Source organism: Colwellia sp. MB3u-55 (genome assembly GCF_014076785.1).
GTDB lineage: Bacteria > Pseudomonadota > Gammaproteobacteria > Enterobacterales > Alteromonadaceae > Colwellia_A.
Genome location: NZ_JACGUS010000103.1, coordinates 88,463 through 101,932 on the forward strand (window position 1 = coordinate 88,463; position 13,470 = coordinate 101,932).

At 38.1% G+C, this 13,470-nt stretch carries 12 protein-coding genes and 1 riboswitch; of the genes, 8 read left to right on the forward strand and 4 right to left on the reverse strand.

Annotated elements, in window-relative coordinates; genetic code table 11:
- Window positions 1-2: 2 nt before the first annotated feature.
- From add to pgi, 4 genes are all read left to right on the forward strand, one after another.
- The gene (gene add, locus H4J66_RS06925) at window positions 3-1,004 is read left to right on the forward strand and encodes an adenosine deaminase (RefSeq protein ID WP_182172330.1); all 1,002 of its coding nucleotides are present in this window, start codon (window positions 3-5) and stop codon (window positions 1,002-1,004) included.
- Between the two features lie 514 nt (window positions 1,005-1,518).
- Complete coding sequence (locus H4J66_RS06930) at window positions 1,519-2,739, forward strand: NupC/NupG family nucleoside CNT transporter (protein WP_182172333.1); 1,221 nt, start codon at window positions 1,519-1,521, stop codon at window positions 2,737-2,739.
- A 56-nt stretch (window positions 2,740-2,795) separates the two neighbouring features.
- Window positions 2,796-3,758 carry a transaldolase gene (gene tal / locus H4J66_RS06935; RefSeq protein ID WP_182172335.1) on the forward strand — a complete coding sequence of 321 codons (963 nt, stop codon included), beginning with the start codon at window positions 2,796-2,798 and terminating at the stop codon, window positions 3,756-3,758.
- Between the two features lie 62 nt (window positions 3,759-3,820).
- Window positions 3,821-5,473: a glucose-6-phosphate isomerase gene (gene pgi, locus H4J66_RS06940; protein ID WP_182172338.1), complete on the forward strand. Its 1,653-nt coding sequence runs from the start codon at window positions 3,821-3,823 to the stop codon at window positions 5,471-5,473.
- 203 nt (window positions 5,474-5,676) lie between these two features.
- Here the strand turns inward: pgi and H4J66_RS06945 are convergent, their stop codons facing one another.
- Window positions 5,677-6,888, reverse strand: a complete 1,212-nt coding sequence (locus H4J66_RS06945) for a phosphopentomutase (protein WP_182172341.1) — start codon at window positions 6,886-6,888, stop codon at window positions 5,677-5,679.
- A 103-nt stretch (window positions 6,889-6,991) separates the two neighbouring features.
- The gene (deoA, locus tag H4J66_RS06950; RefSeq protein ID WP_182172344.1) at window positions 6,992-8,308 is read right to left on the reverse strand and encodes a thymidine phosphorylase; all 1,317 of its coding nucleotides are present in this window, start codon (window positions 8,306-8,308) and stop codon (window positions 6,992-6,994) included.
- Between the two features lie 272 nt (window positions 8,309-8,580).
- Here deoA and H4J66_RS06955 point away from each other — a divergent pair, with 272 nt between their 5' ends.
- Complete coding sequence (locus H4J66_RS06955; RefSeq protein ID WP_070376823.1) at window positions 8,581-9,201, forward strand: hypothetical protein; 621 nt, start codon at window positions 8,581-8,583, stop codon at window positions 9,199-9,201.
- A gap of 105 nt (window positions 9,202-9,306) precedes the next feature.
- Here H4J66_RS06955 and H4J66_RS06960 read toward each other — a convergent pair whose 3' ends face one another.
- Complete coding sequence (locus H4J66_RS06960; protein WP_182172347.1) at window positions 9,307-9,486, reverse strand: DUF6435 family protein; 180 nt, start codon at window positions 9,484-9,486, stop codon at window positions 9,307-9,309.
- A gap of 636 nt (window positions 9,487-10,122) precedes the next feature.
- On the opposite strand from H4J66_RS06960, the gene H4J66_RS06965 reads away from it, so the two are divergent.
- The 3 genes from H4J66_RS06965 (at window position 10,123) to lysC (ending at window position 12,703) form a co-directional block, all read left to right on the forward strand.
- Window positions 10,123-10,407 carry a hypothetical protein gene (locus H4J66_RS06965; RefSeq protein ID WP_070376826.1) on the forward strand — a complete coding sequence of 95 codons (285 nt, stop codon included), beginning with the start codon at window positions 10,123-10,125 and terminating at the stop codon, window positions 10,405-10,407.
- 60 nt (window positions 10,408-10,467) lie between these two features.
- Entirely contained in the window at window positions 10,468-10,875 is a 408-nt protein-coding gene (locus H4J66_RS06970; protein ID WP_182172350.1) for a GNAT family N-acetyltransferase, read from the forward strand.
- 165 nt (window positions 10,876-11,040) lie between these two features.
- Window positions 11,041-11,239, forward strand: a riboswitch (Lysine riboswitch).
- A 111-nt stretch (window positions 11,240-11,350) separates the two neighbouring features.
- Window positions 11,351-12,703, forward strand: a complete 1,353-nt coding sequence (gene lysC, locus H4J66_RS06975; RefSeq protein WP_182172353.1) for a lysine-sensitive aspartokinase 3 — start codon at window positions 11,351-11,353, stop codon at window positions 12,701-12,703.
- A gap of 74 nt (window positions 12,704-12,777) precedes the next feature.
- On the opposite strand, the gene queC is transcribed toward lysC, so the two are convergent.
- Entirely contained in the window at window positions 12,778-13,437 is a 660-nt protein-coding gene (queC, locus tag H4J66_RS06980) for a 7-cyano-7-deazaguanine synthase QueC (protein WP_070376829.1), read from the reverse strand.
- Between the last annotated feature and the right edge of the window lie 33 nt (window positions 13,438-13,470).

Sequence of the window (13,470 nt, forward strand, 5' to 3'; positions counted from 1 at the left end):
GAATGTTTAGCGATATTCCCTTTATTGATTTACACCGCCATTTAGATGGCAATATAAGAGCAAAAACAATTCTGGCATTAGGACAACAGCATGGTATCGAATTACCTGCTGATAATTTGACTGATTTACTACAGCATGTACAAATTCAAGGTAAAGAAAGTGACTTAGTCTCTTTTTTACAAAAACTTGATTATGGCGTTAGCGTGTTAGCTAATTTAGAGGCATGTAAACGTATCGCTTATGAAAACGTTGAAGATGCTTTTTTGCAAGGGCTTGATTATGCTGAATTAAGATTCTCTCCTTATTATATGGCTATGGAACATAAGCTCAATGTCACCGACGTGGTTGCTGCGGTGGTCGACGGCGTAAAGTTAGCGCAAAAAGATTTCCCTGTCCAAATTAACCTTATTGGTATTTTAAGTCGTACCTTTGGTGTTAATGCCTGTTTTGAGGAGTTACATGCCTTACTTGCGCACAAAAATGATCTTGTCGCGGTCGATTTGGCTGGAGATGAGTTAGGCAAGCCAGGTCAACTCTTTGTTGAACACTTTGCTTTGGTTGATAAAGCCGGTTTACAGGTGACTATTCATGCTGGTGAAGCGGATGGAGCATCGAGCATCTATCAGGCTATCAATGAATTACATGCAACCCGCATTGGCCATGGTACTCATGCTGTTGGCGATGAAAAATTAATGGATTATATGTATCAGCACAATATCGCCATTGAATCATGTTTAACGTCAAATTATCAAACAGGGACAGTAAAAAATATTAGTCAGCATCCCGTTAAAACATTTCTTGATAGAGGTTTACTTGTTTGCCTCAACAGTGACGATCCTGCTGTGCAGGGGTGTGACATAAAATATGAATATCAGCAGGCGGCACTTGAAGCGGGGCTAAGTCACGCGCAGTGTCGTACATTGCAAGATAACGCGTTAAAAATGGCTTTCTTATCTGACCATGAAAAGCGAGGCTTAAGACAGACAGCAATGAAAAGGGGTTGATAAGTGTCATAACATAAACGCTAATCATACAGAGTTTATTTGTTGGAGTTGGCTGTGCTAAAGCCTTTAGTAATCTAACTTTGACCAATTAGGTATGACTTAGCGCAGATAGTGCAGCAGTCTGACTAACAATCATAAGTAGTTGATATAGTGATTTAAGTTATCTTGATTGCCGTCAATAGCACCATAAAAATTCATTTTTTTGATAAATAACAGCAATACAACAAAGTTTTAACCTCGTTGTTATGGCCTGTCTATAGGTTCAATTTATCAGCTAAATTGCTAGTGGCATCATCATTAATATTATCGATAAATATTGCTGTTGTAGTATCCGAGTAATTGGTGGTTATTCGATAATATCCTATTGACCTAAGTAGAATCTTAGTTTAGATTAAAAACCTGACTATATAGTCAGGTTTTTAATATCAATACTCAAAATAAATAAAATGCTGTATTTGGTCTTAGTCTCCATTGTCATAAAAATAATAAGAAAATCAAAATAACAGGGAATAACATGGATACGAATATACTACGCAGCATTTTGGGGATTTTTGTCCTTTTAGCTATTGCCTATTTCGCCTCGTCAGATAGAAAGAACATTAATTGGCGAACGATTATTGGTGCACTAGTGTTACAAATATCTCTGGGTGCTTTTGTGTTATATATCCCCGCAGGTAAAGATATTTTGTTGAGTGTTGCTAGCGGCGTATCTAGTGTTATTGGCTATGCCAATGACGGTATTAGCTTTATATTTGGTGAACAAATAGGTGAAAAAAGCTTGGGCTTTATGTTTGCTTTCCATGTTTTACCCGTCATCGTCTTTTTCTCGGCGTTGATTGCCGTGCTTTATTATATTGGTGTAATGGAGTTGGTCATTAAGTTTATTGGTGGTGGTTTGCAAAAACTTCTTAAAACCAGTCAAGCTGAATCTATGTCAGCGACCGCAAATATTTTTGTTGGTCAAACAGAAGCGCCTTTAGTGATAAAACCATTTTTGCCTAAGATGACCCGCTCTGAACTTTTTGCGGTAATGGTTGGTGGCTTAGCATCGGTAGCAGGCTCGGTAGTCGCCGGTTACGCTGGTATTGGTATTGATTTAAAATACCTCATCGCTGCTAGCTTTATGGCTGCTCCTGGCGGCTTGCTGATGGCAAAAATGTTAGTGCCTGAAACTGAACAGCCGAACGACAACTTAGACGATATGAAAAGCGATGCTAAAGAGGCCGTTAATGTTATTGATGCAGCGGCCACCGGAGCATCAAATGGCATGATGCTCGCGCTAAATGTTGGAGCCATGTTATTAGCATTTGTTGCTCTACTGGCGATGGTAAACGGTTTGCTAGGTGGCTTTGGAGAATGGTTTGGCCTACAAAATTTAAGCTTACAACTGATTTTAGGTTATGTTTTTCAACCAGTCGCTTATCTTATTGGGATCCCTTGGCATGAAGCAAACATGGCTGGGAGTTTCCTTGGTCAAAAAATTATCATCAATGAATTTGTTGCCTATCTAGATTTTATTACTGTTGCTGATCAATTAAGTGCCAGAACCCAAGCCATTATTACCTTTGCGCTTTGTGGCTTTGCCAACTTATCTTCCGTGGCTATTTTATTAGGCGGCATGGGTAACATGGCACCTTCTCGTCGCCCCGATATTGCTAAGCTTGGCATGAAAGCGGTTCTTGCTGGGGCTATGGCTAACCTGATGAGCGCAACTATTGCGGGAATTTTTATCTAATTTACCTCATTAATTTAAACAAATAAATAAACAGAAACTTTTTAACAGGAATTATTATGCAAGCACAACTATCTCAACTCGAACAATTAAAAACCATGACAACAGTCGTTGCTGATACGGGGGATATTGAAGCCATAGCAAAATTTTCACCAATGGATGCGACGACTAATCCTTCATTATTATTAAAAGCTGCTGCTATACCTGCTTATCAAAAATTACTGACAGAAGCTGTTAAATGGGCAAAAAGTCAGACTAAAGACAAAGCCATTGAAGTCAGTCTTGCGGCTGATAAATTATCAGTATTAATTGGCTTAGAAATTTTAGCGATTGTACCCGGTCGTATTTCTACTGAAGTCGATGCACGTTTATCTTTTGATAAAGAAGCAAGTATTGTTAAGGCCCGTCAACTTATCGCTATGTATCAAGAAGCCGGTATTGGTAAAGAACGTATTCTGATAAAAATGGCGTCAACTTGGGAAGGTATTCAAGCGGCTAAACAACTTGAGCAAGAGGGAATTCAATGTAATTTAACCTTGTTATTTAGCTTTGCTCAAGCAAAAGCTTGTGCTGAAGCACAAGTGTATTTAATTTCACCCTTCGTTGGTCGAATTCTTGATTGGCACAAAAAAGATACCGGTCGTGATAGCTACTTAGCCAATGAAGATCCTGGGGTGATTTCTGTTACAGAAATTTTTAATTATTACAAACAGCATGACTACAATACTGTAGTGATGGGCGCAAGCTTTCGTAATATCGATGAAGTTATTGCCCTTGCTGGCTGTGATAGATTAACGATTAGTCCACCATTAATGAGTGAGTTATCCGATAATTATCAAGGTATAACACAGCAATTAATGCCAGCAACTCGTGTTCAAGATAAACCCGTAGCATTAACCGAAGCTGAGTTTCGCTGGGAAATGAATCAAGATGCGATGGCAACAGAGAAACTAGCAGAAGGTATTCGTAACTTTGCCATTGACCAGTGCAAGCTCGAAGTACAACTAAGCCAATTATTTTAAGATAACTTTAGGAAACCCTTCATGCTAATGGATACTTTTAACGACACTTTAGGACAACACTCATGTTAATGGATACTTTTAACGATAAGTGGCGAGAACTTCAACAACACTTGCTTGAGATAAAAAGTAGCCATTTACGTGACTTGTTTGCCAGTGATCCACTACGAGCAGAAAATTTATCGGTGAGTGCTTGTCGCTTAAATTTAGATTATTCAAAAAATCGCATTACTGAGAAAACGCGCGCTTTGTTAATCGAGTTAGCCGAATCAGCGCAATTAGCTGAAAAAAGAGAGGCGATGTTCGCTGGTGCGCCGATTAATAATACTGAGAACAGATCGGTATTACACACAGCTTTGCGACAACAAGACAGTACACCCGTACTTGTTGACAGAGTTGATATTATACCTCAAATCAAAGCGGTGCGTCTTAAGGTAGAAGCAGTCGTTAACCAAGTGCGTGACAAGAAATGGTTAGGTTATAGTGGTCAATCTATTACTGATGTCTTAAATCTAGGTATTGGTGGCTCTTTCTTAGGACCTAAAATAGTGACCACCGCATTAAAGCCTTATGTTGAAGGTGGGCCTAAACAGCATTTTGTGGCCAATATCGATGGAAATCATCTACATGATGTTTTAACTCATTTAAACCCTGAAACAACCTTAGTGTTGATTGCTTCAAAGTCTTTTAATACTCAGGAAACTCTGACGAATGCCGAGTCTACTCGCCAATGGTTTTATGACTATGGTGTTACGTTTGAGCAGCTCAACCGACACTTTATTGCCATATCATCAAATGTAACTAAAGCGGTCGAATTTGGCATTAATAGTGACAATGTTTTTCCGATGTGGGATTGGGTTGGGGGACGATATTCATTATGGTCAGCTATTGGCATGCCTATTGCGATGGCAATAGGTAATCAAGGATTTACTGAATTACTAAAAGGTGCAGCCGATCTTGATAAGCATTTTAAAGAGGCGCCGCTTGAGCAAAATTTACCGGTACTCATGGGGATGTTAGGCGTGTGGAACCATAACTTTTTTGGTTGTCAAACCCATGCTTTATTACCATACAGTCATTATTTACGTGGTTTTCCTGCGTATGTACAACAGATGGACATGGAGTCTAACGGTAAAAGCTGCCAGCTTAATAATGAAATTGTCAGCAGTACTACCGGTCCGGTTATTTGGGGCGCAGAAGGCACGAATGGTCAACATGCTTTTCATCAGTTATTACATCAAGGTACGTCAGTAGTACCGGTTGATTTTATTCAGCCATTAGTTGCTGAACATAATATGAACGGTCATCAAGATATGCTTGTCGCCAATTGTTTTGCACAAAGTAAAACGCTAATGCAAGGTAAAACTCATCAACAAGCCTATGATGAACTTGTCGCTTCAGGTATGGAAGAGGCATTAGCCAAAGTGATTGCTAAACATAAAGAAATGCCAGGGAATCGACCATCGAATACGTTAACCTTTGACCGATTAACACCTTACCAACTCGGGACGCTAATTGCTTTATATGAGCATAAAGTTTTTGTTCAAGGGGTTATTTGGAACTTAAATTCCTTCGACCAATGGGGTGTTGAGCTTGGGAAAATATTGGGTGATGATATCTTATCTCGCATTGGACAGCCTAATAATACTGAACTTTCAGACAGTTCGACAGAATTACTTCTTGCGCAATACCGAGATGCTAATAAATCATTGATGTAACATCAGGCCTTCTTTAAATACTCAATAAAAATCAATAACCGAGTAAGACTATGTATCAATAATAGTTTACTCGGTTTTTTTATTTAATCTGTCGATATCAGGCCGTGTTGTTAAATCTGTTGGCAAATTGACAAGCCAATTTATTGTTAGTAAATACGTTTATCAAGGGACCATTTAAGGTCCTTGAGTTAAGACTTCAATGTTTAAAATTTTAGTTCGTCTAAAAAAGACTGACCATAATCCATTGCGTCTAAGGTAAATAAACTGGCTAAAGTTTGTCCCAAATCGGCAAAACTATTGCGCTGGCCTAAGTTTATCGAATCGATATGATTGTGATAAGCGATAACTGGCACGAATTCACGCGTATGATCATTGCCCGGCCAAGTAGGATCACAACCGTGATCAGCGGTTAATAGCAGTAAGTCATCATCAGCTATTTGATCTAAAAACTCTGCTAAACGCTCATCGAAATATTCTAACGCTTCGCCAAACCCGACAGGGTCTCGTCGATGACCAAAGTCTTGATCAAAATTAACTAAATTGGTAAAAATAATACTCTTATCTGCTGCGGTTTTCATATGTGCGAGCGTTCCATCTAATAACGCAGGTAGTCCGGTTGCTTTAGTTTTGATGCTAATACCCTGATGCGCAAAAATATCAGCAATTTTACCGACACTTATTACCGTACCATCGGCTTGGGTTAATTTTTCTAATACGGTGGTCGCTGGAGGTAATACTGAATAATCTCTGCGATTACCGGTTCGCTCAAAATCGGCAGGAATTTCACCAATAAAAGGGCGAGCGATCACACGTCCTATATTTAACGGATCGAGTATGACCCGCACTTGTTGACAATATTTATAAAGGTTATCTAAGCCAAAGTGTTGTTCATGAGCGGCTACTTGGAAAACACTGTCGCCTGAGGTGTAACAAATAGGTAAACCTGTTTTTATATGTTGTTCACCTAAATTAGCGATAATATCGGTGCCAGAGGCATGGCAATTTCCTAACATATCAGCATAACCTGTGGCTTGGTTTATTTGTGCCATCAGTTCTGCTGAAAAGCTATTTTTCTTATCAGTAAAGTAAGTCCAATCAAATAACACCGGAACTCCTGCCATTTCCCAGTGGCCACTGGGGGTATCCTTACCGGTACTTATTTCAGCAGCGTAACCATAAGCCCCTTTAGTTGGCTCAACGGGCTCAACACAAAGTGTGCGACCTGACGCTTGTTGGCAAGCCTTAACTAAACCCAGCTTACTTAAATGAGGAAGCTTTAAAGGGCGTCCTTTAATTTCTTGAAATTTTTCGGCTAAATTTGCAAAGGTGTTGGCATTAACATCACCAAAAGCTTCTGCATCAGGGGCATGACCTAACCCAAAACCGTCAATGACCAAAATAATTGCTCTCGACATAATTGTTCTCATTTTATAAATTTATTTAAAAGAAGGGGATAAAAACTTAAGGCGACCTTACAGTCGCCTTAATAATGGATTCATCTCAGTTGAGCATCAATAATTAGGTAATGAGTTGATGTATTACAGGTTCAACAATAACTGGCGCTACTGAAATCTCAACCGCATTTAAGTATTGTTTAATCGCTTGAGTTGCTTGTGCGTCATCTTTGGCATGAACAATAGCAATGATGTCGCCTTCAGCGACTTTCGTGCCTTTTGGTTTAATATCACTAAAGCCGACACTGTAATCTAAGCTTTGATTATGGTCGACACGACCACCACCCATTTCTACTAATGCCATACCTATAGCACGAGTATCCATAATGCCAATGTAACCAGCTTTTGAGGCGACGATGTTTTTAGTCATATTAGCTTTAGGTAGTAAACTTTCACTGTGGGTTAATAAATCAGCTGGGCCACCCATCGCGGTGATCATTTTGCCAAATATTTCAGCGGCTTTACCTGATGTTAATGCCTCTTCGGCTAACGTTGTCGCTTGTTCAATATCACTGGCTATTTTACTGGTTAATAACATTCTAGCAGCGAGGGCTATGGTGACTTCATGCAACCTTGGCTCACGATATTTTCCAGTCAAATAGTCAATAGTTTCTTGTATTTCAAGTGCATTACCCACTGTGGTACCTAGCGGCTGATTCATATCAGTGATTAATGCTTGTGTCGGTGTTCCTGCGCCATTGGCGACTGAGACAATTGAATGAGCTAATGCTTGAGCTGATTCAATATCGGCCATCATCGCACCATTGCCTACTTTTACATCCATGACTAATGACTCGAGGCCAGCCGCTAATTTTTTTGATAAAATAGAAGCGGTGATCAATGGGATGGATTCTACTGTGCTCGTTACGTCACGAATTGAATAAAGGCGTTTGTCGGCTGGTGCTAAATCTTTGGTTTGTGAAATAATTGCTGTGCCTTGCTCCTTAACTGTTGCTTGGAACTCTGCAAGGCTAGGGCGAACATTAAAACCTGGGATGGCCTCTAATTTATCAACCGTACCACCAGTATGACCTAAACCTTGCCCTGCAATCATTGGCACATTAGCCCCACATGCTGCCACTATTGGGGCTAGCATTAAGCTTACTTTATCACCAACACCACCGGTTGAATGTTTATCTACGATGGGTTTGTCTAATTTATTATGCCAATCAACAACGGTACCCGAATCACGCATAGCCATGGTTAGATTAACAACTTCATCAGTTGTCATGCCATTAAGCCAAATTGCCATAGCCATTGAGCCAACTTGTGCATCGGTGAAATCACCTGTTTTAAGACCATCAACAAAGCATTGAATTTCATCTACAGTTAAAGCTTGTTTATTACGTTTTTGACGAATGATATTTTGAGGTAAGTGCATAGTGATCCCTTTAGATAATAATTGAGTTGAAAAGCATTAGGTAACAATTATGTAAACGTCCATACTTTTAAGTTTGTTAATTGGTTGCTAATAGCATAGCTATGTATTGCTTTTATTTAGTATTATAGTTGAGTCATAACTAGCTGTTAAATACATTTATTAGCCATATATTGTGTTTTCCTGACTCATGTGTCAAGATCTAATCGTGTTTTTCTGACCATTTGGTCAGATTATTATACTATCCCTGTTGTTTTACTAAAAAGAGTATTGTCATGTCCCTGTTAGAAGCCTTTGGTTATGTCGCAAGTGTGCTAATCGCCTTATCGTTAATGATGTCTAATATCAAGCGATTGCGTTGGATCAATCTATTTGGTGCTGCTGCCTTTAGTGTTTATGGGTACTTTATTGATGCCTACCCTGTTTTTATTTTAAACGGCTGGATTGCTTTGGTTGATGTCTACTATTTAATCCGTATCTATCAAGAGAAAGATCAATTTGATTTAATTAAACTAAAATCGGTGGAATCATCTTTTTTCAACTTGTTAAAGGAACGTTACGGTAAAGATATCATTGGCTTATGTAAAAACTTTCAGTGGCAGCAACTTGATGATGCCGTGGTATTGTTATTGTTTAGGAACATGAAGCCCGTAGGATTATTTGCTTATCGGGAGTTAGATGAGGACGGTAAGGTTGAAGTGCTACTCGACTATATCATCCCCGAAGACCGAGATTTTAAAGCAGCAAAATTTATGTTCTCAGCTGAACAAAATCAACTAAGACAAGAAGGTATTAAACATTTAATCGTTGAACCATCAGATGATGCACATGAACTTTACTTGAGAAGGGTTGGCTTTACCAAAAAGGCTGATCATTACGAATTATTAATCAATTGAGTTTACTGAGGACTGCAAGCAGATAAACATTGATTTAAAAAGGCAAGCAATAAAATCCCGCCATCACCTTAAATGAATTGGCGGGATATGTTCGCTATTACCGCGTTAGTTCTTTTTTGAATCTTCTAAATCTTTAATTTGCACGGCTATTTTTTCAGCTTCAGCAGTGATCATCGAATATGATTTTATATCTCCATTTCTTTGCGAAAACATCGCTTGCTCAAGCTTAGCTTCATAGAGTTTGTTTAATTTTTTTATCGGGTCTTTTTTAAATATTCCAAACATTTTATTTACCATTAAGTTGGTTATTATTAATTATACGTATACAAATCGATTTTAGTTTTTATTATTTACATTTTTAATTAAAAACTTATTGTATCGTGCTACGTGTTGTAAAAATTTATTCTAATTATAAGAGGAAAAAATTGAAAAAAATAAATTCAGCTCAGAATGGTCCTTACTCCTGAATCAGTTTGACAGCTATGAAAAACATTCGCTTTATATAAAAATTATTGCCGTTATCGTTTTACTATTAGCCATTATATCGAATGTAATCATGATTCCTATCTTTTTAATCTTAGTTGTTTTATGGCTTTAAGATGCTGTTTGGAAGACATTTCAATCACGTATTGAGACACGGCTTTTATAGTTAGAAATATATATTTTAGCCGACAGTAGTGAAAATGTATGTCAATTTAACTGTGAATATCATAAAGTTAGCTTATCAGGTCTTGCCTTAATTAAAGAATATGCCTGTCAATCAATAAGACCTACTGTTGCATTTCCTCATGTAGTATTAATGTTCATCTTATTGGTTCAGCATATGTTGTAGGGTTTAGCTTATATTGATAAATCATTTATGATTTTAGATAACTATTGTTTTATTCGCGCTAATATTGCGTTATTTTTTGGATAATTATTATGAACTTAGACAAATCGACTAAACGTATTGATAAAAGAGTTAAGAAAGGATTTCAAGGCTACCCACAAATTTCATTAGCTTATTTTGGTCAGTCAGCTGATTGTGCTACTGAAGTTGTGGTTGGTTTTATTGCCGCTGAAGGTGATGCTCCACAAGAGCAAAAATTTACCAGTAAAGGTGATGCGAGAAAAGATGAAACTATTCAAACAACACTATTAAAAGTTATTGAACGTGCTGATGCAAAAACAGTGGTAGAAGTTGCGGGTGTTACCCTTATTAAATAATGTTGCTGGCTAATTACTGTCTGTTAATAGGTCAGTGAATATTGAGTTTAAAAATTAAAGATGACCATAATTTATAGATTTTCTGACGACCATATAAAGCAAGTTCACCAGCTTTATAGAAGTGTATGGTGGGGTAAAGAACGCTCACTCGAAGACACTCAAAATTGTATTCGTGGTTCTCAAATTTGTATTGGTATTCTCGATGTAGACAATGAGCTCATTGGTTTTACGCGAATTCTAAGCGACTTTATCTATAAAGCAATAATCTTTGATGTGATTGTAAGCGCCTCTCATCGCGGTAATGGTATCGGTCAGCAATTGATGAGCCTGGTTAAAAACCATGATAAATTAATCAAAGTAAAACATTTTGAATTATATTGCTTACCTGAACTGGAGAGCTTTTATAAAAATCTTGGTTTTTCAACGGATGTCGGTGGTATAAAATTAATGCGCTGCAGCAACCGTTAATTTTTATATAAAAGGCTAGCCATGCTTTAGTTGAACTATGGGTAATACTATTAAGCTATTATTTCTAAAAAAGATCGACTTAGCCTGTTGATTTATTATTACAGATAGGATTTAATCCACATGTCGGTTATTAGAATAAATACTCAAATTGTATGTTTTTAATAATCAACCAGAAGAGGAGCAGTAGCTAGGTAGATAACACGAAGAACCACCATTCTTTTGACTGTTATTGAGGGAGACTATTGCCGAGAGTAATTAGCGAGTGGCGTTATTTATTCGGTTACTAGGGCTGAATCCCTAGGATTGTCACCTCTAGTTAGTATGTTAAGTGCTAATTAGATTATGGTGGAGAGCTTCTGGCTGAAAAGTTTAGTTTATCTTACCAAGAACACTTCTTAATTCAGCCATGCTCTTCCTTGAAGTTTATAAAGTTACCCTATAATTATTACTGGGGGCTTAATTAGGGAGACCTTAGATGTCATTATTACCTTTTACTGTTGCAAAATTTGGCGGCACAAGTCTAGCTGATCATCAAGCGATGTTACGATGCGCTCAGATCATTAAAAACGATGCAAGTAACAAAGTTGTTGTCGTATCTGCAAGTTCAGGCGTTACTAATTTACTGGTTCGTTTAAGTCAAAAAGATGTATCTCAGCATGAACAATTAACAATCATTAGCAGTATTCGCGCTATCCAATTTAATATTACCCAACATTTAGCTGAAGAAACACAGCTAAACTTTCAAATTGATCAACTGCTAAATGAGTTAAGCGAGTTCTCTAACGCGCAATCACTTAATTATTGCCCACGCATAGCCGATGCAATTTTGTCATTTGGTGAACAAATGAGTTCATGTATCTTTGCACAAGTCCTTAAATCTGTTGGTGTTAATGGCGAAATGTTTGATGTTCGCCAAGTCATGAAAACCAACGCATTATACGGTAAAGCCGTTGTTAACCTTGAGATGCTCGCTAATAACGCACAGCAATTTCTTATGCCTTTGCTGGTTGATAAAGTTATCGTTACCCAAGGTTTCATTGGTCAAGACGAGGACGGTCATACGACAACCCTAGGCCGTGGTGGATCTGATTACAGTGCGGCACTTTTAGCCGAAGCGTTACATGCCGATAATCTTTCTATTTGGACTGATGTTGTCGGTATTTTTACCACAGACCCACGTATTACCGAGCATGCCCGTGCTATTAAAGAAATCAGTTTTGGCGAAGCGGCTGAAATGGCGACCTTTGGCGCAAAAATTCTTCATCCGGCAACACTCATTCCTGCGATGAGAAAGAATATTCCGGTTTTTGTTGGTTCAAGTAAGGAACCAGAGAAGGGCGGCACACGCATTCAACAGTTTGTTGAATCGAGCCCAATATACCGCTCAATAGCCTTACGTAGAGAGCAAACATTAGTAACGGTAAAGAGTCCTGCTATGCTACATGCTAGTGGTTTTCTTGCACAAGTCTTTGGTATTTTAGCCAAACATGAACTGAGTGTTGATTTAATTACCACCAGTGAAATCAGTATTGCGCTAACCTTTGATAATCCAACGGGGTCGACGCAAGCGCTTTTAAATTCAACCGTTGTTGAAGAATTAGAACAGCTTTGTGAAGTCACCGTAGAGCACGGTTTATCGTTAATAGCGGTTATAGGAAATAAAATGCATCGCAGTAATGGCGTTGGTACCAGTATTTTTGAAACTATATCAGGGATAAACGTGCGGATGATTTGTCATGGCGCCAGTGAACATAACTTATGTTTCTTAGTCGACGAGAAACAAGCAAATGAAACCGTTGAAAAGCTACACAATGCCTTATTTTCATAAGCTTTAAGCGTAATATTTCTTTGGTCAGTACAGAAAAAAGATAAAACACCTTGCCGTGTTTTATCTTTTATTTATCAAGATTCGTAACTTAACGGATCGGTAACATTATTATCACTGAAAGCTTCTAAACGCTCTTGGCAGGCACCACATTTTCCACAGGCTTTTTCACGGCCGTTATAACACGTCCAAGTATTATCATAGCTTAAGCCCATTTTTAATCCATCGGTTAAAATATCACTTTTAGTAACCGTTAAATAAGGGCTAAATATTTCTACTGACTCGTAGTTAGCTATTTTACACACCTCATTCATTTTCATTACAAATTCGGGACGACAATCAGGATATATTGCATGGTCTCCTGAATGTGCGCCGTAATAAACTTGGCTAGCCCCCACTGAAACGGCATAACCGACCGCAAGTGATAACAAAATCATGTTACGGTTAGGTACAACCGTTGATTTCATACTTTCAGCTTCGTAATGACCTTCAGGAATATCAATATTGTCGGTTAATGAAGAACCAGCAAGCAATTGATTAATAGATGATATATCGATAATTTTATGGTTTACATCAAGTGATTGACAAACCGTACTGGCAAATTCAATTTCTTTGACATGACGCTGTCCGTAATCAAAGGTTAATGCGAACACTTCTTTGCCATCATGCAAGGCGCGATTAAGAACAGTGAATGAGTCCATGCCACCAGAATAAATAACAACAACTTTGTTTGTCATTTCTAAAGTCTCTTAGGGTATAATTAATATCGC